We start from the raw sequence: 25667 nt of genomic DNA on the forward strand, positions 1-25667 counted from the left end.
GTTTATAGTTTATTTACCCAGGATCCGGCACCGGCTTCCGCCTCGGTTCTACGTTCTTTTGGGATTCTCCCTTTAAACTTAAGCTCCAGTTCCTGTGCTTCGATTAATGATTCTTCAGTGATATTGGTACGGTGGCGTAATGCCTCCAGTTTTTTTTCGATTTGCGATAGCTGCGTATCACGTACATGTAGCATTTTGTGTTTACGCTTCATATCATGTTCATCCATAAGTGCTGGGATATTTCGCACTTTCTTGATTGGCTGAGCATCGGCCACGTGTTTAGTGTCGCCATTAGGCATTGCTAAGTGCAGCCTTACATAGTTATCCAATTGGTTAGGATCATACTGGTAATAGAATTTGCAACCTGTATATTTATTCCTAAACTCAACATCTACATTACCATCGGCATCATATACCTCGAAATGATACTTTTCTTTGCGTATTGTTGGTGTAATACCTGTAGCGGTGTAAGTGAGGGCTTCTTTTGAGGTAATCCAGAAAAGATTCATCATATCCAGCTCGTTAAGCTGTTCTAGCTCGTAAGTTTGTTGGTGAGTGTATACATCGTTACGACTTTCTCCATCAAACAAGGGATGTTTAGAATTATTCCATTTATACACGTAGTATTCTACGGCATCAATACATTCTTCTACCGTTTTAAGCTTGTGACGGAATTTCTTAATAAATTCCATGTTCGGCTTACTATCCCTTTTACGCACGTTTACGGCCTGTTTATCACTCCACCATACCTGGTTAAGAATTTGCTGCTGAAAACGTCCAAATAATTGCTCTACCGGCGATCCGTGTTCATTGGCACGGTGTGGATAATGCTCACCGGCGTTATTTGTTACTACACGATCATATAGATTTTGCATTTCTTCTGTTTTATGACCGCCCTGGTTGTCATAAGTGAACAAAGCAGGTTTTTTCATACTCTCAGAAAGTGCCATTTTTACTGCAGAGAAGTGCTGCGTATAGTTTTCATGATCTGTCCCGCAGTAATAACCAATGATTTTCTCGCTGTAGACGTCGAAAACCACATCGATCTTAAGATCTGCTCCCATATCGTAATGTCCTCCTTTTTTGTAATGGATCCAGTCGAGTTTAGAACCATCAATCGCCAGATAGCAATTAGGAAACCAGTCAGATTTATCACGGCTCACTTTATGGCCAAATTCGTTGATCCAATCGGCACGACCGTGACGAGCAAGTACCCACACAATGCGCTGCTCTGTTTTTTGCAGCCATTTATAGATAGCCTCTTCAGAAATTACAGGCCATTTTTTGTCCTGGCGAATCTGCATATATTCTGTATGCACCTTAGTAGTAGTAGGCTTATGAGGTAGGCAGTAGGTAGCCAATATCCAATCTGCAATGGCTCCTTTGATTTTTTTAGTGTTACTGTTCCCGGTACCGCCATGAATAAGGTTTTCATAGCCATCTTCTTTGTAATCATTGTAGCGACGCTCTAATGCGCGAGGATTAGAAGGAAGGTTGTGTGGAAATCTTTGTTTACCGGAATCAAATCGTAATGTTTTTAGCTCACTAATAATCTTAGCGATCTCGCGTTTTGCAGCCGTTTTCTTAAAACCGGGATTTCTTGATTTTTTAATTTCAATCTCTTGTAGTAATGTGCCATAAAGGTTAAGGATCTGAGCCTCGATATAATATTGATACTCTTTTTCTTGTGAAAGATGCGCCTTTTGTAGAAAGCTGGCGGCTTCAGTATCATTTTCAAGACGATTAACGAAGGTTTGTACATCATCTTTACGATAGGGATCTCCGAAGGTGGCTTTTATTTTGTCCAGGAGATCTTCAGGGATAGACTTATAATCAATAAGTCCGGTTCTACCGTTACCAGCGGTACGTAGACGCTTTAATTTGCTGCGTTGGCACCATTTCTGAAACTGACTACTTGTTAGCAACCCAAGATTTGTGAATACATCTTGGTTCACACATAGTATAGAATTATTATAGTATTCAAATACTTGGGTCTGCATTATGCTTGGTCTTTAATTAATTGTTCTAGCTTTTCTCTGCGTAGATTCAATAGTGCATTTACGGCATCTTCGATGGTGGAATCATTGTTGGTACCTTTAAACCATCTCCAAACTGAGGATCGGCTTGTTTTAGCTGAAGCAGCTATGGTACCCATATCACCGTAGCGTAACTTTTTGTATAGCTTTTCTCTGCTTTTACGATTTTCCTCATTGATATTATCCATATTTTGACGTACTTTGAAACGATTTGAAACAAATATACAAACAAGTTTTCAATAATTGCAAACAAGTAAGCAATAAATTGAAAATATTTTTTCAATTATGGAATTACCAGCTATAAATAAAAGGATTCAGTACCTAATTGATTCAGAAGCAAATGGGAGTGTGAGAAAGTTTGCTCAGATGGCAGGTATTTCAAGTTCTCAGAAGCTTAATAGGATCTTTAACCTAGATAAAAGGAACAATAAATACCCTGAACCAAGTCTGGATATGATTCAGAATATTGCAAACAAGTTTTCAAATGTAGATTTGTATTGGTTGCTCAATGGTGAAGGAGATAAGTACGATAAAAGATTGGAAACTTCTATCATCGAGGAGCCCAAATTCAATTATAAAGGTAGCATCCCTAATTTAGTAACCGTAGATAATCAAGGAAACGAAAATATAATAATGGTTCCCGTTCCTGCCCAGGCCGGTTATTTACATGGATATGAAGATCCCGAATTTTTGCAGCAGCTTCCGGCTTATAGATTGCCAAAATTAAATAATGGTACTTTTAGAATGTTTGAGGTTAAAGGGCATTCCATGTATCCAACTATTCACAGTGGTGCAATTGCCGTAGGTGAGTGGTGTGAGGATTGGCAGGAAACCATTAAAGACAATCATATTTATATTATCGTATCTAAAGAAGATGGAATTGTCATAAAACGCTGTTTAAATCGCCTTAAAAAATATGGTAACCTATTTGCAAAATCAGATAACCGAGCAGAATTTCCCAGCTATCCCATTAAGTTAGAAGATATAGTGGAAGTATGGACACTTAAGACCGCTTTTATATTCGACTTCCAGGATCCAGCAGATATGTACAATCGTGTAAGTGATTTAGAGGCAGAAATGCTGCAATTAAGAACTTTAATAGGGTCTAAAAACTAATTATACACAATTTTCTAAGTATAAAAATGCATTAAAGTGACATAAAATACTGTTTTATAGTGTTTTATAAATATTTAATACCTTGTTTTATTGGTATTATCCCCCATTCAATCACTTGTTTTCAATGTTTAAAGTATCTATTTGATGCCCTTTTACATATAAAAAACAGCTTTTATAACTATTTTTTGTCCATCCTACTGTCCATCCTACTGTCCATCCTAATAAAATAACACGCTAAAAGCGACTAACGTGGTTGTATATATCACGTAAGATAGTTGATAGTTTTAGTAATGATTATATTACCCTTTAAGCCTAATAAATACGCTTAAAACGCCTGAAATTAAACGGAATGGCTATATTAGATATCTATAGCTTTAATAGATTAAAGTAGTATTAAAGCATAATTAAACCTTTTGTACAATTCGTTGATTTAACTAAATTGCATAAAAAAAGCCCTAATGTATTGAAAACACGGGCTTTTTCGACCTTTTTATAATTAATGTTACTCTGTACTATTTGTTTTACCCCCTATAAATGGAGCCACCGCTTTCTCTAGCTACAGAGGTTACCCGTTCTATACCATCTAAACCTTTTAAATTATCTTCTATTTTAAGGATAATCCCTTCTTCAATTTCCTCTGGTGCCGATCCTGGGTAAGTGACATCAATATTTATCATTCGGCTTTCTTCCAATGGAAAAAACGAAGATTTTAAAGTAAAGGCCCCAATGGCTCCAAACAAAAGGAAAGCTATAATTACGATATTTACCGCAACTTCGTACTTAATAAAGTAGCTAATTAGTTTTCTCAAAGCTATTCGGTTTTTGCGGTATCCCTTATTTCTTCAGCATTTACCAGTTGGCCGGCATAAGCTCCAGGAACCGATGCAGCAAGCATCTTAGTACCGTCTTCCAGGCCTTTTACCACAACTGTTTCTGTACTAAAATATACCGGATCTACTCTTACAAGATCTAAAACACTATCTCTAACAATATAAACCTTAGAACGCTCTACCAGTAATTCCCTGGGGATTTCTAGTGCATTAGGCTCTTCCTTTGCATCGAGCATTGCTTCTAAATACATCCCTTCCTGAATGTCTTGTCCTTCTACACGAATAAATACCTGAATGGTTTGTGTCTCCAGATTTACTCTCCCATTTATTCGGCTTACCATACCGGTGTATTGCTTTGTTCTATCCAGGTTTTGAAGTTTAACCTCTTTCCCCACACTCAGCAAATCACTAAATTTCTTAGCAATAGAAACCTGCAATTCATACACTGAAGGATCGATAAATTCCCCTAATTTTTGCCCAGATCTAATTAGTGTCCCTTCTTTCACTAAAGCTTCGGTAAGAATACCGTCAAAAGGAGCTACATGGGTGTATTTCCTTAAACGCTCTTCCAGGTTTTTAATATCATAATAGGCAGAAACAATCCCACGCCCACTAATAAAATATTTTTCTTTATCGGTTTCAACCTCTGGAAGCGCAGGTACGGATTTATTGATATCGAAATTATTTAAATATTCCTGCCATTTTTCAAAGACCTCAGGATAATCTAAACGCAAATCGGGCATAATAGCAGTAATGCTGTTATACAAATCACTTTTAGCTGATTGTACGCTAGCCGCATATTCCGCAGCATCAATATTCAATAAAACCTGACCTTTTTTATATTGTTGCCCTGGTAAAAAATTATGCCTACTACTTCTAAAAATGCCCTGCACTTCAGAGTACAGTTCAAGTTTTCGTAGTGCAGATACATTTCCATTAGCGGGAATACTAATGGGCACCGTATCATTTTTTACTGTTTTTACAAATACATTTTTTACAACCTTTTTTATTTTAGGATCTTCTTTTACATTACTATCGATGATCCATTTAGCTGCAAAGATGGCCCCGACGATTAGTAGGAGTCCAAGTGCTGAAAGAATTATTTTGCGTATATCCATAACTTATTTAATTGGACTCCTAAAACTCGTTAAAGTTTAATCGAATATCATAATTTTTTAAGAAATTAGCTAATCTCCTCTATTTCTAGTTGTAATTCTTCCCATTCTTGCATTAAACTTTTAAGATGCTTCTTCTTATCATTATAGCTGTCCAAAAAATTTGACTGAGCAATAGTTTTCTCATAATTGGTTGCTAGCTCCTGATCCTTCTTTTTTAACTCCTTTTCGATTTTTGAGATTTTAGACTCTATTTTACTTAATTTATTATGTAGCCCTTTTAATTTTTTTTGATCTTCATAGGATTGCTTTTCTGTAGCGATTTTTTTGGCTGCGGTTTTTGGAACTTTATCCCTTTTCTCTACTGCACGCATATCCTCAAGTTTACGCTGTTCCAGATAATAATCAATATCCCCTAAATACTCTTTTATTTTTTTATTTCTAAACTCGTAAACTGTACTGGTTAACCCCTGAAGGAAATCCCTGTCGTGAGAAACGATAATCAAAGTACCTTCAAAGTTTTTACAGGCTTCTTTAAGTACATTTTTCGATTTTATATCAAGATGGTTGGTAGGTTCATCCATCACCAAAACATTAAAAGGCTGCAATAGCATTTTACAAAGAGCCAGCCTGTTTCGTTCCCCCCCAGATAACACCTTCACTTTTTTATCCACTTCATCTCCGCGAAATAAAAATGATCCCAACATATCACGAACTTTAGCTCGATTACTCTCATTCGCAGCATCGACCATCGTATCATAGATACTTTTTTCCCCGTCTAAATAATCTGCCTGATTTTGAGCAAAATACCCCAACTGAACATTATGACCTAGTTTTAGATTCCCCGAATGAGAAATCTCATCGATGATAATTTTTGCCAATGTGGTTTTTCCCTGTCCGTTTTGCCCAACAAAAGCAATTTTACTACCTCGTTCTATAAGTAGATTAATATCCTCTAAAACCTGATGTTTCCCATAAGCCTTCCCAACGTGTTCCGCTTCTACCACCACTTTACCAGGTTGCACCGAAACCGGAAAACTGATATTCATTACTGCATTATCATCTTCATCAACTTCAATACGATTAACTTTATCCAATTTCTTTATTAAAGACTGCGCCATGGAGGCTTTAGAAGCCTTTGCTCTAAATTTTTCGATAAGTTTTTCTGTCTGCTCTATTTCTTTTTGCTGATTCTTTTGGGCTGCTAATTGCTGTGCTCTAAGCTCCCCCCTAAGCTCAAGATACTTAGAATAAGGCTTCTTATAATCGTATATTCTTCCTAAAGAAATTTCTATAGTTCGGTTGGTCACGTTATCTAAAAACATCTTATCGTGAGAAACCAGAATCACACAGCCAGGGTAAGAATTCAGAAAACTTTCTAACCAGATAATACTTTCAATATCCAGGTGGTTGGTAGGCTCATCCAGCAACAAAATATCATTATTTTGAAGCAAAAGCTTAGCAAGTTCTATCCTCATTCGCCATCCTCCTGAAAAAGTATCGGTAAGCTTTTCAAAATCCTCTCTTTTAAAACCAAGACCAAGTAAAACTTTTTCAGTATCGCCTTCGTAATTATAACCACCGATAATTTCGTATTGATGGGTCACATCGGTAAGTTCCTGAATTAATTCTGTATACGAATCACTTTCATAATCGGTACGTGTTGCTAATTGATGATTTATATCGTTCATTTTAGCCTCCAGCGACTTAATTTCTTCAAAAGCCTGATAAGCTTCATCCAAAACGTTGCGTCCCTGTACAAAATCGATATCCTGCTTAAGGAATCCAATTCTTAAGTCTTTGTCTTTGGCGATTTGTCCGCTATCATATTCCTGTTCGCCAGCAATAATTTTTAGCATGGTAGATTTTCCCGCTCCGTTTTTACCTATAAGACCTATACGATCACCGGCACCTAAACGAAAACTAATTTCCTGAAATAAATATTCTCCTTGAAAAGAGACTGAAAGATTATGAATATTGAGCATTATTGTAACGAATGTAACTTAAGGTTCGTGCAAAGATGATTAAATTTGTAATGCAAAAAAAATATTATGAAATTCTTGAAAGGCACTAAGTTATACAGCATTCTTACAGGCACCTGTCCTGTATGCCAGGAGGAGAGCATGTATAAAGAGAAAAACCCTTTTAAATTGGGGCAAGTATACGAAATGCATGATCGTTGTTCGCACTGCGGAACCAAATATAAAATAGAGCCTTCTTTCTTTTACGGCGCAATGTACGTAAGCTATGCCGTTGGCGTAGCCTTTGCGGTTGCCGCTTTTATCATTGCTCATTATTTTCTAGGCGGTGGACTGCTTACTTCTTTTTTCGCTATTGTGGGAACACTAATTGTCTTTATGCCTATCATTATGCGTCTCTCAAGAAATATCTGGATTAATTTTTTCCTAAATTACGATAAAAATGCTGCTTCTAAAACGAAGCATCAAAATGACGATTTATAAAATTTCTTTTGAAAACGTGTAATATCGACTTCTGGCGGTAACGGAATTTCATCTTCAATAAAATTGAGAAGTTTTTCTGAAATTAAAGGTGCTATTAATACTCCACGACTACCAAAACCATTGCAAACAAACAGGTGATGATACTCTGGATGATTCCCTACTAAAGGTCTACGATCTGAAGTGGCGGGCCTGATCCCGGCAACCTGATCCACTATTTCGTATTCACAGGTAATCAATTGATCTAAATCTTGCTGTAATTTTTCTTTTGCTTGTAAAGTTGGTTGCTGCGTTTTATCCTGATGATTGTAAGTAGCCCCAACTTTATATAAGTTATTTCCCAGCGGAAGAATAAAAATCGATGACTTGACGGCTTGTTTTAATTGAAGAGCTGCCGATTTAATCACCAGATACTCCCCTTTGTTCCCTTGTAAAGGCAAATAATTGAAATAAGGATTGTTTACCATGCCAAATCCTTCGCAAAAAATAATATTTCTGGCCTCAGTACCATCATAAGAAACCGAATTCTCATTCAATTTCAGCTTATCATAATTGAAACGCTTATTTTTTAATAATTGATGTTTCTGAAGATGTTTCTTATAAGCGCTTACGAGTAAATTAGTATCTAAAGTACCCGTTTTCTCTACTTTCCCAAAGGAGAAATCGCCAGGAATAAATGGGTTAACCTGTCTGATAAGTTGTGTATTTAAAAATGGAGAAAGCCGAAAATTATCAGCAGCTTCAAACCAGTTATTTTGCTCTTCAACCGAATGAAATCTACGATAAATATTAAGAGGCTTAAGCAGATCTTTGCCAAGCTTTTTTTCCAGTTTTTCATAAAAGGGCACAGAATAACTTATTTGCTTATCGCCTTCCCACGCAAGGGTAAACCTTTTTAAAATCACTGGATTAAAAATACCTCCTGCTACTTTCGTAGAAGTTTGAGAATCATCTTCAAAAACAACAAAACTCCGTTTTCTTGCTTCCAAATGATTAGACAGTGCTATACCACTAAGTCCTAATCCAACAATAATATAATCCAGCATATATAATTTTTAGCAATGCAAAGTAAGAATAAAAAAAGCGCCCTTAAAAGGCGCTTTTCATATAGTTATTAAGAATCATATTTTAATAATTCCACATATCCTGTTCAAAATTACGGATTTGTTCTTTTATACGCTCAGATTCTAAAAGCTGCATAAAGCTGTTATCCACAATATAATCATTGATTTGTCGGTCTCCCTGCACATTATCCTCTTTATAGATTACAGAGTTAAACCTTCTGGAGTTTAAAAGCTGATCGTAAGAAACCGTAGTATTATTACCAATATAGGCTTTAGCTTTATAAAGTACTTCCCTTGCATCTGGATACCAAACCCAAAAAAGGTCTACAAGGTCATTTAGCTCTGAATCGTCAATAAAGTTAACATCTGGTGCACGAGGAGCTATACCTAAAATTCGGTATTTAAGCTCTGCCTGTCTCTTATCAAAATACCAGATCCCTCGAATCTTATATTCCTGTATATCTGCTGCACTTAAATCCCTGCGATCAATAAATTGCTCTTCGACCTCCTGACCCGCGTTGTACTGCTCAATTCCGTAATCAGTAGTATCTACCCTGGATAAGGTTGCCTGAATATCCTTTAATGTTCTTTTCTCTGTAAAATAAGAATCTGCATAAATATTCTCGATCTTCCCTTCCTTAATTGCTCTAACTAAAACATCATATAAGGATCTTCTATTAGCAGAAATGTTTAGTGTATCTACTGGATAGTACAAAGGAAAATTAACGCGCTCATCCAAATCAATAATCTCCCAGGTCCCTTTAGACCAGAGCACATCACGATCATCTACATAGCCATATTCCAGGGGTTTCTCATCTGCGGCTTCTGTAAGCTCTGCATTTGTTGATTTCCCAATATCTTCTGGCTTTTTTGCATTTAAAATATTAGCTGTTTGCGACAAACCGGAAAAACCGATCAGCAAAAACAAACTATATATTATATATTTCCCTTTCATAATACTTTCCTTTTCTTAATTCGTAAGTTCTATAAAGACCGGAGCGATCTTTTTAAGCTTATAACCACTGTTGGTAGTTAATGAGGCATCAATATCAAATATCTGAACGGTTTCACCTCTACCTGCTCTACGTAATGCTGCTTTTGCAGCATTGTCCAATCTGTTTCCTCTAACGGTAACTGTAGGTTGTCCTGAAACTTTAAAGCTAAAGCCGGTAACTCTTAAACCAATATCAAAATCGAAATCTGGTAGTTCAGCTCCAACTTCAGAACCTTCTAAGCTATTTCGTTGCATTTTAACAGAACCGGTTTCCCTTCTTATTGATCCAACCGGACTTGGAATATCCTTAATCCTAAAAGTTGAACTAGAAGGGTAGCTTTTTCCATCTATTGTTCCTGTAACATTAATCTTTACTTCTCTTTGCTGAAGTGTAGTTACATCCATTACATAACTACTTCCAGAAGTTCTGGATAAACCAGGCGCACTAGCTTGAACATTATTATCTGGGACACCAGCCATAGAAATAGTTAATGGGTTTTTAACCCCACGGTATAACACATTCATTTTATCAGCAGAAATTGTTGCTGAATTTGGTTTTGGAATCACTGCAAATTTCTGGTTAACCGGAACCTCTATAGGCTCTTCTCCTTCATTAAATATAAGTTTACCCGTAATGCTATGATCGCCGGCATTTCCCACAGGAACATTCAACACAACTTTTCCTCCCTGTAGCGAATAATCATTATCTGATAGCGTTCTACCATCTAATTTTAACTCTATTTTATTAGGTTTTGTGGTCTCATCACTTCTACCAAGCACAATTGCTCCATTAAAAGTTTCTCCCTGATAATAAGCAGATTTAGGAGCTTCTAATAAAGTAGTGTAATTGGTCATAGAAACTTCTTCTTGTAACTGCCCTGCTAACATTGCTGAAAGCACATCATTCTCTGTAGTTTTAATATCAGATTGTATCTGGGTTAATTGAGTAATAGAAGCTATTAAAGGAAAACCTTCAAAATTATACGTTAACCAGGGCTTTTTAGTACCTTCGCTATCTTCGCGCTCACCAGTATTGAATTTACGCTCAATTTCACTATTCAGGCTACTAAAACCCGCACCCAAAGTATTGATTACTCCTTCGCGGTATTCGTTAATTTTAGCTACAAATTCCTGTCCCTCTGGAGAAATCTTACCACCTTTAAAAAATTTCTCATCCAGAATATCTGTCTTATCCATCGCCTGATAATCCTGAGGATCATCTAAACTTGAGGTTAGATCATTTTTAACGCCTTGGATATAGGTGTCTAAATTCTGAGAAAGTTGATTTATCGTCTCAGCCTTTTGAGCTAACTCTGCATATTTTGCGGCTTGCTCATTAGCTTTAGATTTTAATCCCTGCATAGCAGCGACATTTCTCTGTTCAGTAGTGGCGTTAGATTCCTCCAACTTTTCATTCATAGAGCCAAAGGCTACCAAAACCTCTTTCGACATATTAAGTGCCATCATCGCGATGAACACCAAATACATCAGGTTGATCATTTTCTGCCTTGGGCTTTGTTTTCCTGATGCCATTTATTTTATATTCTAATTAGTTAATTATAAAGTCTAAAGATTATGCTCTTCTTTGACCGTGCATAGCAGTTAGCATACCACCATAAACACCATTCAAAGAAGCCAGGTTTTGGGTTAAAGAATCCATTTCGGCTTTAAGCTTACCGGCATTCTCTGCCACGGCTTTGTTAATTTCAGCCTGTCTGGAAGCCGATTCCACCTGAACTTTATATATACTATTTAGAGTTTCCATTTGAGTAGCAGCAGTAGTTAATTCCTGGCTGTATTTCTTCTGAGAAGCCATTGCATCTACGGTTGGTGCAATACCTTTAGCAGCACCTTCAAAATTTCGTATGCTATCTCCAAGACTTGTCATTAGTGCAGCATCTACTTTTGCATCACGCAACATATCATCTAGCTTTTTAGAAAGCATTCCCTGAGCGTCTTTAGTTTCTTCGATCACTACTTCTTTTTTTCTTGGAGAAGTAATCGCTGCACTTCCCTGGGCTAATTCTGGATAAACAAGGGACCAATCGTAACCTTCATCTACAGGTTCGAAAGCAGAAACGGTAAATACTAAAGCTTCTGTACATAATCCAAGGATTAACATTTCGTTACCAAAAGGCCAGTGCATAATTTTAAAAAGCGCTCCAAGGATAACTACAGCCGCACCAAGACCGTATACCATATTCATAACTTTTGCTCTAGTTTTTGATTGTGCCATAATAAATAATTGCTAAGTTTTAAAGGTTTTTATTTAGGGGATATTGATTTATCTTAAAGGAGGTTGTTGGTTTAAAGGAACATCGTTACCTAAATAATCCTGTACCGTTCTAAAACCAATATAACTTCTTGCTGAATCTGCATATTCGTAATCTCTGGAAGAAACTTGTAAAAAGTATGCTACATCTTTCCATGATCCTCCTCTAACTACTTTTCTTGGGTCTTCATAATTATTTACCGTTGGGTTCATAGAAGACATATAATCGTAAGATGCGGCATCATAAGATGAGTTTACCCATTCTGCAACGTTACCGGCCATATTGTACAATCCGTAACCATTAGGATCAAAAGATTTAGCTTCTACAGTATAAAGAGCCTGGTCTGCGGCATAGTCCCCTCTTAATGGCTTAAAGTTAGCCATAAAACAGCCACGATCATTTTTTGTATAAGGACCTCCCCAAGGATAAGTTCCACCTTCTAAACCTCCACGAGCAGCATATTCCCATTCTGCTTCAGTAGGTAATCGATAATGGGGTACATTGCTATCCCCTCTGGATTTACGAAAATCATTATTGTATTTTGTTCTCCACTGCGCGAAGGCCCTGGCTTGTTTCCAGGTCACTCCTACTACCGGGTAATCATCAAAAGCACTATGCCAAAAATAATCATTGTGCATAGGCTCATTGTAAGAGTAATTAAAATCTTTAATCCAAACAGCTGTATCTGGATATACTTCAACTACCTCGGTTTTCATATAATTACGACGTTCACCTTTTCCCTTTACCGCTGCTTCAACATCCATCCAACTGTACTTAAACTTTAGGTTTTTAACATCAATAGTTCTCGTACCGTTGTAAGCATCCTCCTGCGGAATATATAACTGATCCATCACTCTGGCATATGCCACATCCGGATAGTCTTCAGTATCCCAAATAATGTCTACGTCTTTATTAAGTTTACGGTTTTCATAAGCATCCATTTCACTGCCTGTCCCATAAGTTTCAAGCATATACTCTTGATATGGCGTTAAATTGGATTCGTCTGCATCTGCAAAGGCATACTCACCAATTCCACTTGCTCCCGGAGTTGCGCCTTCAAGCTCAGCTTCCATCGCCAGCATTACGCGCACCACAGAATCCTTAACGTAATTTACAAATTGTCGATATTCTGCATTGGTAATTTCGGTTTCATCCATATAGAATGAGTTGACTGTAACCGTTTTTGGTGGGGCATTTAGTTGTCCTGCTATATCATCATCAGATTTCCCCATTATAAATGACCCTCCAGGCACTAAAACCATCCCAAAAGGCTCTTCAGGGTTCCATCTTTTTCCTTTCGCACCTACGAGCTGTCCCCTGTCATTACTTCCACAACTGTAGATTAAAGCAAGAACAGCAACTAGCGAAACAATTTTCTTCATAATACTTTTTAGGTTAAGACATCTCAATTTAAGGCAGTAAACCTATCTAATTATTTTCTAAAAAACAATAGTTTTAAGAAAATTACAATATAACCAGGCCTAGCCAAAATCTATTAAACTTCGTTTTTTCTTTTTGCTTTATACCATCTTTCTGGAATAACCTGATTACAGGCTTCCAAATAATCCTCCTCACTACAAGGTAATAACGTACTCCTTTTTAATTTAGTATTGCGATTAGCTACGTAGGGAATTTCAATCCACCAACGACCGCTAAGCGGACTTTTAAAAAATACAAGTACATCATCATCAACAGGCACCTGATACTTAACAAACTCTTGCTTAGCCGCTACCGTGTTTTCATTATTTCTATAATTTACACCTTCAGCAAAATACCAAATCATCTGTGCTAAAAGCATATTAGATAATTCCCCTAGTGCCGAATTATATTCAAACACACCAAAAGAACTTACCTTATCACTAAGTCCTGCATATCGTGAAATGGCACAAATCTCTTTTCCGTTAAACCCGTTTGGTGATTTAAAAACCGAACTTCCTAAAGAGCCTGCTTCGATACTATTTATATCTATACTCACCAGATTCGCGGCTCTCATTATAGGTTCTATTAAAGAAATATCATTGCTAATCTCACCCAACCGATAAGCATCAAAAAACAGCCTATCCATCAATTCTATTTCTTCCTGAGAATTAAAATAGGTTTGATAACCTATATTGGAATAATTAAAAAGGTTATAAGGCTCATTCACTATAATCTTAGACACATAAGATTTATTGGAGATTACCTGTTCTGCATCACCAAGGTCGAAACGGGCATCTACATTAACAAGGTTCACCATCTCATCTAGAGTATCATAAGCGCGATATTGCGCATAAATAAGATCCTGAGATCCTCCAAGAATCACCGGGATCACCTCCATTTTAACCAATGCAGCTACTGTTTTTTCTACCGCAAAATAGGTGTCTTTTACAGTATCGCCTTGCTGTATATCTCCTAAATCTGCAATATTTAAATGCCAATTCCCCGGAAACAAACCATAAAAGGCTTTTCTAATTCCATCAAAATTCAGCAAACTATCTTCATAAGATTCAGCTAAGCGATTTTCACGAATTCCAATAATAGCGATTTGCACATCACTAAGATCAGGAATCCCATTTAATACCGAATTAAATTTTGCTTTTGCACCTATGCTATGCTGACTTAAATTTTTAGCATAAGCAATCAACTCTTCACTTACAGGACTTAAAAAATCCAATTCCATTCAGTTACTTTTTGGATGTTTTTTTAGTTGTTTTCTTTGTTGTTTTTTTAGCCGCAGTTTTCTTTTTGGTCGTTTTTTTAGCAGCTTTTTTCTTTGGTGCTTTCTTGGCGATTATATCTTTGGCCTCTTCTAAGGTAATTTTTGTGGCATCAACAGTTTTAGGCAATTCTACTTTAGTCTTACCTTTTATCACATTAGATCTTCCCCATCTGGCTTTTTCAACTCTAATACCTTCGTCTTCCCAATGGTGAATTATTTTTTCACGTTCTTTACGTTTCTTATCTTCAATAAGTTCTACAATATCTTCATCAGAAAGATTGTCGAAATCGTATTTTTTATTCACATTAATGAAAATACCGTTCCATTTTAGGTAAGGACCAAAACGCCCCACTCCTTTTTGAACCGGCTTATCTTCATATTCGTAAATTGGAGCGTCGGCTTTCTCTTTTTCTTTAATAAGTTCCATGGCCCGGTCAAAATCCACACTCATGGGATCTTCTCCTTTTTCTAAAGAGACATATTTTTTACCAAATCTTACATAAGGACCATAGCGGCCATTATTTACTTCAACTTTTTCTCCTTTATACTCACCGAGTTCCTTTGGAAGTTGAAAAAGATCCATCGCTTCCTCGTAAGTAATCGTATCTAAGGTTTGATCTGGACTTAAACTTGCAAATTTTGGCTTTTCATCATCCTCTACAGATCCTATCTGAACCATTGGCCCAAATTTTCCTAAGCGCACACTTACCGGCTTACCAGTCTCCGGATCTTCTCCTAAAATTCGTTCCCCTACTTCACGATCTGCGTTCTTGGCAACATCCTGAACATGTGGATGAAAATCAGTATAAAAATCCTTCATCATTTTTGTCCATTCCTCATTTCCTTCAGCAATATCATCAAAGCTTTGCTCTACTTTTGCGGTAAAGTTATAATCAAGGATATTTGAAAAATGATTAACTAAAAAGTCGTTTACTACTTTCCCTACTGCGGTTGGCACTAATTTACCTTTATCACTTCCCACGGTTTCTGTTAATTTCTTTTCAGATACTTTTCCGTTTTCCAGGGTAAATTGTGTGTATTCACGTTCTGTTCCATCCACAGAACCTTTTTCAATATAATTTCTATTCTGAATAGTAGAAATTGTAGGCGCGTAAGTCGACGGTCTACCAATTCCCAGTTCTTCTAATTTTTTAACTAATGAAGCCTCGGTATACCTGTATGGCGGACGTGTAAAACGCTCTGTAGCATTAATAAAGATATTCTGGAGTTGTTCATTAACCTTCATATCAGGTAACATTCCGTTTTGTTCTTCAGAATCTTCGTCGTCACTGCCTTCTAAATAAACTTTTAAAAATCCTTCAAATTTCAGCACTTCTCCATTAGCGGTAAATACTTTATCGTGCTTATTAGCTTCAATCTTAACATTGGTACGTTCTAATTGCGCTTCAGACATTTGCGAGGCGATAGCACGTTTCCAGATCAATTCGTATAAACGTTGTTCATCGCGATCTGCCCTTACGCTGTGACTGGCAAAGTTTGTTGGACGTATTGCTTCGTGAGCTTCTTGCGCTCCCTTTGTTTTACCTTTAAATTGTCTTGATTTTGCATATTCTTCACCATAAGCCTTTAAGATTTCGCGATGAGCACCTTTACGGGCATCATCAGAAAGATTTACACTATCGGTTCTCATATAAGTAATATGACCAGCTTCATAAAGACGTTGTGCTAAGGTCATGGTTTTACTTACTGAAAAATATAATTTTCTGGATGCCTCCTGTTGTAAGGTAGAAGTAGTAAACGGTGGAGCCGGAGATTTCTTAGCCGGTTTTTTTGTTAGATCGGCCACCTTAAAATCGGCTCCTAAATTATCTTTTAAAAAGGCCTCTGCCTCTTCCTTGGTATCAAAGTTCTTAGGCAATTTAGCCCTAAACGTTTTACCCTCGGCGTTAGCAAATTCAGCATCAATCCTATAAGAAGCTTCTGGAGTAAAATCTTCAATCTCACGCTCACGCTCTACGATCAGTCTAACCGAAACACTTTGCACCCTTCCGGCAGAAAGACCTCCTTTTACCTTTCTCCACAATACCGGAGAAAGCTCATATCCCACAAGCCGATCTAAAACACGTCTTGCTTGTTGGGCATTTACAAGGTTATAATTAATCCCTCTTGGGTTTTCGATAGCATTTAAAATGGCAGATTTTGTGATCTCGTGAAAAACAATCCTTTTAGTACGGTCGTCTTTTAGTTTAAGTTCTTCTGCCAGGTGCCAGGCAATAGCTTCTCCTTCGCGATCCTCATCACTCGCTAGCCATACTGTTTCTGCATCCTTTGCTAAACCTTTAAGTTTTCTAACAACATCTTTTTTATCCTTAGATACAATATACTTAGGAGAAAAATCCCCTTCGGTATCTACACCTAATTCTTTTGTTGGAAGGTCTGCGATGTGCCCAAAGCTAGAAGCCACCTTATAATCTTTCCCCAAAAACTTTTCAATCGTTTTTGCTTTGGCAGGAGACTCCACGATCACTAAATTTTTTGCCATAGTTTACATTTTTGTAAGTGCAAAAGTATATCAATTTTTTTTGAACCTGGTAAATGAAATATTAAATAGGTTTAAAAACAGAAGTATAATAGGCTATTATCCCCTTAATTTGAAAGCATTTTGCACTAAAATCACATGCCCGCAACATTGCGGGCATGCAAAAATAAACCAAACATAAATAACAATCGTAATTAAGAAACTTAATAGATTGATTTTATTATCTTTACACCAGATTACAACTAGTGTTTACCCCGATCGACAATAGTCATGATTAGGCAGAGTTATTTCATAGGTGTTATATTCTTTTATTGACATTGTCAATAATGATCGGGGTTTTAAAGTTATTTTCGTTTTTCGAACTTTTAATTATCTTCCTTTTTTCCCAGAAAATCTATAATTTTTATTTCTAAAAAAAACCGAATATCAGTTTGTTTACCGTCTTTTAGATACCCGGATTTAAAAAAGGTTGCGTAATTATTCTAAAAAAAATTACTGCCAGTTTGTCACAAGAAGCGTAAAGCTTATCTTTGCCACCTAATTACCTAAGCTTAGTATAGCATTATGGAGAAGATTATTGATGAAAAGCAGCAGGGAAACTCCCTGATTATGGAGCCAAAGACAGAAAATAAGCGAAAGCTTTTTATAGAATCTTATGGTTGCCAGATGAATTTTAGTGATAGTGAAATTGTAGCTTCTATACTTTCTAAGGAAGGTTACAATACTACCCAACAACTGGAGGAAGCTGATTTGGTTTTGGTAAATACCTGCTCGATCAGGGAAAAGGCAGAACAAACTGTTAGAAAACGTCTTGAGAAGTATAACGCTGTAAAACGTATAAACCCGAATATGAAAGTTGGGGTTTTAGGTTGTATGGCTGAACGTTTAAAAAGTAAGTTCCTAGAAGAAGAAAAAATCGTTGATCTTGTTGTTGGTCCTGATGCTTATAAAGACCTTCCTAACCTGATTAACGAAGTTGAAGAAGGTAGAAATGCGGTAAACGTTATTCTATCTAAAGAAGAAACTTATGGAGATATTTCACCTGTGCGCCTACAAACAAATGGTGTTTCTGCTTTTGTTTCGATCACTCGAGGATGCGATAACATGTGTACCTTTTGTGTAGTCCCTTTTACACGTGGTAGAGAGCGTAGCCGTGATCCACAAAGTATTATCGAAGAAGTAAACGATCTGGCAAGCAGAGGATATAAAGAAATCACCTTACTTGGGCAAAATGTAGATAGTTATCTTTGGTATGGAGGTGGCCTTAAAAAAGATTTTAAAGATGCTACGCCAATGCAAAAGGCTACAGCAACAAGTTTTGCAAGCCTTTTAAAAATGGTTGCTGAAGCCCAGCCAAAAATGAGAATTCGATTTTCTACCTCTAACCCACAGGATATGACTTTGGATGTAATTGAAGTGATGGCCGCTCACCGCAATATCTGTAATTACATTCATTTACCAGTACAAAGCGGTAGCGATAAGATGCTTAAAAAGATGAACCGCCTACATACTCGTGAAGAATACTTTACACTAATTGATAATATCAAAAAACTAATCCCGGATTGTGGAATTTCGCATGATATTATAACCGGCTTTCCAACCGAGACAGAAGAAGATCATAAGGATACACTTTCTTTGATGCAATATGTAAAATATGATTTCGGATTTATGTTTGCGTATTCTGAAAGACCTGGAACCATGGCCGCCAGAAAATTTGAAGATGATGTCCCCGAAGAGACCAAAAAAAGAAGACTTACTGAGATTGTAAATCTTCAGCAGGAACATAGTAAATATAGAACCCAGCAATTTATTGGAAAAACAGTTGAAGTTCTTATCGAAAAGTCATCTAAAAAATCTGATGCTCATTGGAGCGGTAGAAATACGCAAAACACGGTTGTAGTTTTTCCTAAAGAAAACTATGAGGTTGGTGATTTTGTAAATGTAAAAATTAACGACTGTACCAGTGCAACTTTGATAGGAGAGCCGATAGGATACAGTGAGAATAATTAAAAAAGTTTTGTTTCAATTTTAAGAACTATTCAATAACATTTAATACCGCATAACTTTAAATGGAATCAGTACAGGCCACCAAGCAACGTTTTGGAATTATAGGAGACGATCCAAAACTAAACAGGGCAATAGAAAAAGCAATACAGGTTTCCCCTACAGACATTTCGGTATTAGTAACCGGGGAAAGCGGTGTTGGGAAAGAAAGTATTCCTAAAATCGTACATTCATTATCACATCGCAAACATGGCAAATATATCGCCGTAAACTGCGGAGCTATTCCCGAGGGAACTATAGATAGCGAACTTTTTGGCCATGAGAAAGGCGCCTTTACCGGCGCAACCCAAACCCGTAGTGGTTATTTTGAAGTAGCCGACGGCGGAACCATTTTTCTTGATGAAGTAGGTGAATTGCCTCTCCCTACCCAGGTTAGACTTTTACGAGTTCTGGAAAACGGAGAATTTATTAAAGTAGGTTCATCCAAAGTTCAAAAAACAAACGTTCGGATTGTGGCGGCAACCAACATCAACATGTTCGAATCGATCAAAAAAGAAAAATTCAGGGAAGATCTTTATTATCGTTTAAGCACGGTCGAAATTCACTTACCGCCTTTAAGAGAACGTAAAGGTGATATTCATTTATTATTTAGAAAATTTGCTTCAGATTTTGCTCTAAAATATAAGATGCCAACCATCCGACTAGAAGATGATGCCGTACTTCTAATGCAAAAATATCACTGGGGGGGAAATATTCGTCAACTTAGGAATATTGCCGAACAAATTTCGGTTTTAGAGAAAGAACGCTCTATAAACGCCAAAGAATTAAAGGAGTATCTGCCAGATATGGGCAGCAATTTACCCGCGGTAATTTCAGATAAGAAAAAGGAGGCCGATTTTAGTAATGAACGAGAAATACTTTACAAGGTTCTTTTTGATATGAAAAATGACCTTAACGACCTGAAAAAACTTACCTTAAAATTAATGCAGGAAGGTAATTCTAAAGAAGTTAGGGATGAAAACGAAGGCCTTATCCAAAAAATTTACGGAAATGGAGATGAAGATGCTGAAGATTTTAACGTAGAGGATTTGGATGGTGATAATCTTGAAGTCCTGCAAATCCCGCAGCAGAGCAGCAGAGCTGAAAATGAACCACCAGAAAACCTTTCTGAAAAAGACAAATATCACTTCGCCGAAGAAATCCAGGAAGAAGAAACGCTTTCGCTGCAGGACAAAGAATTAGAACTGATTAAAAAATCGCTGGAACGCCATAACGGCAAACGTAAAGCAGCGGCTGAAGAATTGGGAATTAGCGAAAGAACCCTGTATCGCAAAATCAAACAATACAATTTGTAATTATAGAATTTCGTTTAAAAAAACAGAAATTCACGATCTATAACTATGAAGAAATTAGGCCTTATTTTATCGATTCTTAGTGTTTTAACGCTGTCTTCCTGTGGGATTTACTCCTTTACAGGAGCCAGCACGGGAGATGCTAAAAGTTTTCAGGTAAATAATTTCCAAAACACGGCAGATTTAATTGAACCAGGAATTGAAAGAACCTTTAAACTAAACTTACAGGATTTAATTCAGAATCAAACCAACCTTACGTTAACAAATAATAATGCCGACCTCATTTTTGAAGGTGAAATTATCGATTATTACATCGCCCCTATGACGGCGACTGCACAAAACACTGCCGCTCAAAACCGATTAACTATTGCCGTACAGGTTAGGTATTACAATACATTAGAGCCGGAAAAAGATTTCGACAGACGTTTTTCGTTTTATTATGATTATCCGGCAGGACAACAATTGGTAGGCCCCACGCTAAACACGGCGATCGAAGAAATTTACGACAGGATTACCCAGGATATTTTCAATGCTGCTTTAACCGACTGGTAAAATAAGTGATGGATTTAAAAAATTTCACATATTTATTAGAACACCCCGAGGAAGTTTCTCCTCAGGAAACCCGTGAGTTAGAAGATATTCTAATGAATGCACCTTACTTTCAGGCAGCGCGTGCAATTCGGTTAAAAGGCTTAAAAGATGCCGATAGCCCTTCTTATAATTCGGCTTTACGAAAAACTGCAGCATATACTACCGACCGTGAAATTCTTTTTGAATATATAAGCTCTGCCAATTTTAACCAAAATCGCATAGCTCACCAGATAAAAAAACAAGACGAAAAACTGAATAATCTTGAGGTTTATGAACCTATAGAAGTTTTGGGGAGAAAGAGTATGGCCATGGGTGAGGCCATACAAATGAAACAGGACGAATCTGAAAAAGTGATGGATCCTGAACTTTTTGAACGTTTTAAAAACAAAAACAAAGAAGAGGAGAAAGAATTACCAGAGGACCAATTAAAGATAGGACAACCTTTACAATTCAATAATGCTGAATCACATAGTTTTTCAGAATGGCTTAGATTAACTTCAGCAAAACCTCTTAAACAACCTGAACAGCAAAAACCTGCTGAAAAAGAAAAGGAAGCTCCTGAAGATATTCAGAAGAAATTTGACATTATAGACCGTTTTATTTCGAAGAACCCCAAAATAAAACCGGCTAAATCTTCGCCTAGAGCCAGTACCCCAGATCTTTCTAACCCAGCTCCTGAAGCTTTGATGACAGAGACTTTAGCACGTGTTTACCTTGAACAAAAAAATTATAAAAAGGCAATTCAGGCCTATAAAATTTTAATTTTGAAAAATCCCGAAAAAAGTGGTTTCTTTGCAGACCAAATTCGGGCAATCGAAAAATTACAGGAAAATAATACAGATAAAGAATGAGCACATTCACAATTTTTTTAGTTTTAATAGTTATCGTAGCATTTTTGCTAGTGGTAGTGATCATGGTGCAAAACCCTAAAGGTGGAGGTTTATCCTCTTCTCTTGGTGGTGGCGGTCAACAAATTGGTGGCGTACAGAAAACAAACGACTTTTTAGACAAAAGTACCTGGACACTGGCAACCGCTTTATTAGTACTTATCCTAATTAGTAATGTTTCTATAATGGATGGTAATAATGGTTTTGGAGATTCTAAAATCTTTGATGAAGACGAAGTAGAAAATGCTTTACCTGAAGCCACTCCAGCTCCAGCACAGCAAAATGAACAAACTCAAACTGCTCCTGCTGCAGATAGCGCTCAGTAAAAAAATAAACCCATTTATAATAAAATGCCAGCTTGTCACAAAGCTGGCATTTTTTATTTATTAATGTCAGCTTTTTTTGAGTGGCATAATTTTCGAAATATTCAACAACGAATATTTAAAATTAATTAATCAAAATAAATTTAAAGAAAATGGGACTAAACATTAAACCGCTTTCAGACAGAGTTCTTATCGAGCCTGTAGCAGCTGAAACCAAGACAGCTTCAGGTATCTACATTCCAGAGACTGCTAAAGAAAAACCTCAAAGAGGAAAAGTTGTGGCAGTTGGCAAAGGAACTAAAGATCATGAGATGACTGTTAGTGTTGGTGACACGGTTCTTTATGGCAAATATGCCGGTACCGAACTTAAACTAGAAGGTACAGATTATCTTATCATGAGAGAAGACGATATTCTAGCAATCGTATAATTTCTTTCTCAAATTCAATTTAATTAAAATTAACCAATTTTTAGCTGAATTTTTCGGCTACTAAAATTTATAATACAATGGCAAAAGATATAAAATTTGACATCGAAGCACGTGACGGTATTAAGCGCGGTGTAGATGCTTTAGCAAATGCAGTAAAAGTAACTTTAGGACCAAAAGGTCGTAACGTAATTATCAGTAAATCTTTTGGTGCTCCAACCGTAACTAAAGATGGTGTTTCTGTAGCTAAGGAAATCGAATTAGAGGACGAGCTGGAGAACATGGGAGCTCAAATGGTAAAAGAAGTGGCTTCAAAAACTAATGATCTTGCCGGTGACGGTACTACTACCGCAACTGTTCTTGCGCAGGCAATCGTTAAGGAAGGCCTTAAAAACGTTGCTGCCGGTGCAAACCCAATGGATCTTAAAAGAGGAATCGATAAAGCAGTTGAAGCTTTAACGAAAAATCTTTCTGAACAAACTCAGGAAGTTGGTGATTCTTCAGAAAAAATTAAGCAGGTTGCTTCTATTTCAGCAAATAACGATGAACTTATTGGAGAATTGATTGCTGAAGCTTTTGGTAAAGTAGGTAAAGAAGGTGTTATTACTGTTGAAGAAGCTAAAGGTACCGATACTTACGTAGACGTAGTAGAAGGAATGCAGTTTGACAGAGGTTATCTTTCTCCTTACTTTGTAACTAACAGTGAGAAAATGACTGCGGATCTGGAAAATCCTTATATCCTTCTTTTCGACAAGAAAATATCTACCATGAAGGATTTAATGCCAATTCTAGAGCCGGTAGCACAATCTGGAAAACCGCTTTTAATCATTGCTGAGGATGTAGACGGGGAAGCATTGGCTACTTTAGTAGTAAACAAATTAAGAGGTTCTCTTAAAATCGCGGCTGTTAAAGCTCCAGGGTTTGGAGATCGTAGAAAAGCAATGTTAGAAGATATCGCTATCCTTACCGGTGGTACTGTAATTTCTGAAGAAAGAGGATTCTCTTTAGAAAATGCAACTATTGATATGCTTGGTACTGCAGAGAAAGTAGCTATCGATAAAGATAACACTACCGTAGTTAATGGTTCTGGTGACGATAACGCTATTAAAGAGCGTGTAAACCAAATCAAAGCACAAATTGAAACTACCACTTCAGATTACGACAAAGAAAAGCTACAAGAGCGTCTCGCTAAATTAGCCGGTGGTGTTGCAGTACTTTATGTTGGTGCAGCTTCAGAAGTCGAAATGAAAGAAAAGAAAGATCGTGTGGATGATGCACTTCATGCAACCCGTGCGGCGGTAGAAGAAGGTATCGTAGCCGGTGGTGGTGTAGCTTTAGTAAGAGCAAAAGCTGTTCTGGAAGCTATCAGCACAGAAAATGCAGATGAAGCAACAGGAATACAAATTGTAGCTCGTGCTATCGAATCTCCACTTAGAACAATAGTTGAAAATGCAGGTGGTGAAGGATCTGTGGTAATAAACAAGGTTCTTGAAGGTGATAAAGACTTTGGTTATGATGCCAAGACTGACACTTATGTAGATATGATGAAAGCTGGTATTATCGATCCTAAGAAAGTTACTCGTGTAGCTTTAGAGAACGCAGCTTCTGTATCAGGAATGATCTTAACTACAGAATGTGCGTTAATCGACATCAAAGAAGATAATGGTGGCGGAGGAATGCCACAAGGAATGGGTGGCGGTATGCCAGGAATGATGTAATCATCACTCATTAAAAAACAAAGCTGTCTTATTCGTTTAAGGCAGCTTTTTTTATGCATAAATTGCAAAATACATATAAGAGAGACAATGCTTGAGGATCAGAAATCTCAAGATATGCTGCACAGAATTAAAAATAGAAAGATTGCTATTCAGGGAAAACTAAAATTTACCTGATATCTAAAAATAGGGAAACTATGTTAAAGCTTTTCAATGGTGATCATTTACAGTTACAGTGAAAGCGACATAACACACCCACTGAAATTAACGAGTTTCGTAAGGAAGAAATATTAGTATTTTTTAAGACTTTTTATTTAATGCAAAAAAGCACCTAAAAAGCCAGCCTTAAAATCACTCCAATCCATAATTATCTGAAAAACAACGATTGCCAGAATAATTAAAACTGCCGTTCTTAATTTTGCCTCTGGTTTTCCTTTCTGTTCCATATCCATATAAAAAACGTTTGGACTAGCTAAATTATAAAAAAATATTAATACTCACCAACAATTTGGCGTCCATGATAAGCACATGCACCGATACTTTTATGTATTTCGTCTAAATTTCCAATAGTTATCCTTCCGGCAGGCATGATTTCCAGCTTATTACCTGCGACAACTATCATCTTTTTTAAAATTGAAATTCCTTCTTTTGCAGTTGCTTTCCCTCCAGAACTAAGAATAGTTGATATCCCATTAATATGGGTTAATCCTTCAGTAGCTTTTAAAATATCAGGGGTCTCATCGATCGCTTTATGGATTACTATTTTTAACGGACTTGAATGTGCTGCCAGTGCAGCAATTCTTCCTAAATCCAATGTATTGTTTTCCTTTAAAATCCCAAAAACTACTCCCTCTACCCCTATCACTTTACAAAATTTGATATCCTGCATCATCTGATTAACTTCGGAAGCAGTATACACAAAATCGCCTCCGCGCGGACGAATCATTACTCTAATAGGAATTCTAAGTTGTTCTTTAGCTTTTCGTATAACATCCCTTTCCGGGGTAATACCATCCTGCGATAAATCTGCACATAGTTCTATTCGATCTGCGCCCTGTTCTTCAGCTTTTAAAGCTTCATCTAGAGATTCTACACAGGCTTCTTTTATGAAACTGATCATTTTTAAAGGATATAATTTAGTGTAAACCTAAGAAAATTAATCATTGTGTAAGTTGATCGCTAAAGATTCAGCGTAAATTATAGTCATCACGAACTTGTTTTAGGGCATTATGGAATATTTATCTACCTTACCTTAAAGCCTGGAAGTAATTATCTGGATGTAACG

General features: G+C 36.9%; 22 protein-coding genes and 1 pseudogene. 9 read left to right on the forward strand and 14 right to left on the reverse strand.

The window, feature by feature from the left end; translation table 11 throughout:
* Positions 1-2 precede the first annotated feature (2 nt).
* Both AC13DP_RS08750 and AC13DP_RS08755 read right to left on the reverse strand, forming a co-directional pair.
* Positions 3-2000 (reverse strand): hypothetical protein, encoded by a 1998-nt coding sequence (locus AC13DP_RS08750; protein WP_483067608.1) that lies wholly within the window; start codon positions 1998-2000, stop codon positions 3-5.
* The gene (locus AC13DP_RS08755) at positions 2000-2224 is read right to left on the reverse strand and encodes a hypothetical protein (protein ID WP_483067609.1); all 225 of its coding nucleotides are present in this window, start codon (positions 2222-2224) and stop codon (positions 2000-2002) included. The genes AC13DP_RS08750 and AC13DP_RS08755 overlap by 1 nt, the downstream gene beginning before the upstream one ends.
* Positions 2225-2321: 97 nt before the next feature.
* On the opposite strand from AC13DP_RS08755, the gene AC13DP_RS08760 reads away from it, so the two are divergent.
* Complete coding sequence (locus AC13DP_RS08760) at positions 2322-3152, forward strand: S24 family peptidase (RefSeq protein WP_483067610.1); 831 nt, start codon at positions 2322-2324, stop codon at positions 3150-3152.
* Positions 3153-3685: 533 nt separating this feature from the next.
* Here AC13DP_RS08760 and AC13DP_RS08765 read toward each other — a convergent pair.
* The 3 genes and pseudogenes from AC13DP_RS08765 to AC13DP_RS08775 form a co-directional block, all read right to left on the reverse strand.
* Positions 3686-3961: pseudogene (locus AC13DP_RS08765) on the reverse strand (efflux RND transporter permease subunit); the annotation flags it as partial.
* Between the two features lie 2 nt (positions 3962-3963).
* Positions 3964-5100 (reverse strand): efflux RND transporter periplasmic adaptor subunit, encoded by a 1137-nt coding sequence (locus AC13DP_RS08770; RefSeq protein ID WP_347406298.1) that lies wholly within the window; start codon positions 5098-5100, stop codon positions 3964-3966.
* Positions 5101-5165: 65 nt separating this feature from the next.
* Positions 5166-7082, reverse strand: coding sequence for an ABC-F family ATP-binding cassette domain-containing protein (locus tag AC13DP_RS08775; protein ID WP_013073525.1), 1917 nt, complete (start codon positions 7080-7082; stop codon positions 5166-5168).
* Positions 7083-7148: 66 nt separating this feature from the next.
* Here AC13DP_RS08775 and AC13DP_RS08780 point away from each other — a divergent pair, with 66 nt between their 5' ends.
* A complete protein-coding gene (locus AC13DP_RS08780) occupies positions 7149-7559 on the forward strand; it encodes a DUF983 domain-containing protein (protein WP_041579190.1) in 411 nt (136 codons plus the stop codon).
* On the opposite strand, the gene AC13DP_RS08785 is transcribed toward AC13DP_RS08780, so the two are convergent.
* From AC13DP_RS08785 to topA, 7 genes are all read right to left on the reverse strand, one after another.
* Complete coding sequence (locus AC13DP_RS08785) at positions 7541-8602, reverse strand: NAD(P)/FAD-dependent oxidoreductase (protein WP_347406296.1); 1062 nt, start codon at positions 8600-8602, stop codon at positions 7541-7543. The two genes, AC13DP_RS08780 and AC13DP_RS08785, sit on opposite strands and share 19 nt — an antisense overlap.
* An 82-nt stretch (positions 8603-8684) precedes the next feature.
* Complete coding sequence (porN, locus tag AC13DP_RS08790) at positions 8685-9575, reverse strand: type IX secretion system ring subunit PorN/GldN (protein ID WP_228249448.1); 891 nt, start codon at positions 9573-9575, stop codon at positions 8685-8687.
* Positions 9576-9590: 15 nt separating this feature from the next.
* Entirely contained in the window at positions 9591-11147 is a 1557-nt protein-coding gene (porM, locus tag AC13DP_RS08795; protein ID WP_228249447.1) for a type IX secretion system motor protein PorM/GldM, read from the reverse strand.
* Between the two features lie 40 nt (positions 11148-11187).
* A complete protein-coding gene (porL, locus tag AC13DP_RS08800; RefSeq protein WP_013073530.1) occupies positions 11188-11850 on the reverse strand; it encodes a type IX secretion system motor protein PorL/GldL in 663 nt (220 codons plus the stop codon).
* 48 nt (positions 11851-11898) lie between these two features.
* Entirely contained in the window at positions 11899-13269 is a 1371-nt protein-coding gene (porK, locus tag AC13DP_RS08805; RefSeq protein WP_013073531.1) for a T9SS ring complex lipoprotein PorK/GldK, read from the reverse strand.
* Positions 13270-13382: 113 nt separating this feature from the next.
* Complete coding sequence (locus tag AC13DP_RS08810; protein ID WP_013073532.1) at positions 13383-14546, reverse strand: formimidoylglutamase; 1164 nt, start codon at positions 14544-14546, stop codon at positions 13383-13385.
* A 4-nt stretch (positions 14547-14550) separates the two neighbouring features.
* Positions 14551-17088, reverse strand: coding sequence for a type I DNA topoisomerase (topA, locus tag AC13DP_RS08815; protein ID WP_272957875.1), 2538 nt, complete (start codon positions 17086-17088; stop codon positions 14551-14553).
* 561 nt (positions 17089-17649) lie between these two features.
* Here topA and miaB point away from each other — a divergent pair.
* The 7 genes from miaB to groL all read left to right on the forward strand — a co-directional run bounded on the left by miaB (position 17650) and on the right by groL (position 24385).
* The gene (gene miaB, locus AC13DP_RS08820; protein ID WP_013073534.1) at positions 17650-19095 is read left to right on the forward strand and encodes a tRNA (N6-isopentenyl adenosine(37)-C2)-methylthiotransferase MiaB; all 1446 of its coding nucleotides are present in this window, start codon (positions 17650-17652) and stop codon (positions 19093-19095) included.
* 59 nt (positions 19096-19154) lie between these two features.
* Positions 19155-20444 (forward strand): sigma-54-dependent Fis family transcriptional regulator, encoded by a 1290-nt coding sequence (locus AC13DP_RS08825; protein ID WP_013073535.1) that lies wholly within the window; start codon positions 19155-19157, stop codon positions 20442-20444.
* Positions 20445-20489: 45 nt separating this feature from the next.
* Complete coding sequence (locus AC13DP_RS08830; protein ID WP_483067611.1) at positions 20490-20993, forward strand: LptE family protein; 504 nt, start codon at positions 20490-20492, stop codon at positions 20991-20993.
* Positions 20994-21001: 8 nt separating this feature from the next.
* Positions 21002-21883 (forward strand): hypothetical protein, encoded by an 882-nt coding sequence (locus tag AC13DP_RS08835; RefSeq protein WP_483067612.1) that lies wholly within the window; start codon positions 21002-21004, stop codon positions 21881-21883.
* A complete protein-coding gene (secG, locus tag AC13DP_RS08840; protein WP_041579205.1) occupies positions 21880-22245 on the forward strand; it encodes a preprotein translocase subunit SecG in 366 nt (121 codons plus the stop codon). Before AC13DP_RS08835 ends, secG begins: the two co-directional genes overlap by 4 nt.
* Positions 22246-22394: 149 nt before the next feature.
* Positions 22395-22670 (forward strand): co-chaperone GroES, encoded by a 276-nt coding sequence (locus AC13DP_RS08845; RefSeq protein ID WP_013073539.1) that lies wholly within the window; start codon positions 22395-22397, stop codon positions 22668-22670.
* A gap of 77 nt (positions 22671-22747) precedes the next feature.
* Positions 22748-24385, forward strand: coding sequence for a chaperonin GroEL (gene groL, locus AC13DP_RS08850; protein ID WP_013073540.1), 1638 nt, complete (start codon positions 22748-22750; stop codon positions 24383-24385).
* 311 nt (positions 24386-24696) lie between these two features.
* Here groL and AC13DP_RS08855 read toward each other — a convergent pair whose 3' ends face one another.
* Both AC13DP_RS08855 and AC13DP_RS08860 read right to left on the reverse strand, forming a co-directional pair.
* Positions 24697-24834: a hypothetical protein gene (locus AC13DP_RS08855; RefSeq protein ID WP_013073541.1), complete on the reverse strand. Its 138-nt coding sequence runs from the start codon at positions 24832-24834 to the stop codon at positions 24697-24699.
* Positions 24835-24872: 38 nt separating this feature from the next.
* A complete protein-coding gene (locus AC13DP_RS08860) occupies positions 24873-25502 on the reverse strand; it encodes a copper homeostasis protein CutC (protein WP_483067613.1) in 630 nt (209 codons plus the stop codon).
* Positions 25503-25667 lie beyond the last annotated feature (165 nt).

The sequence above is a fragment of the Zunongwangia sp. L-65 genome (genome assembly GCF_056859415.1).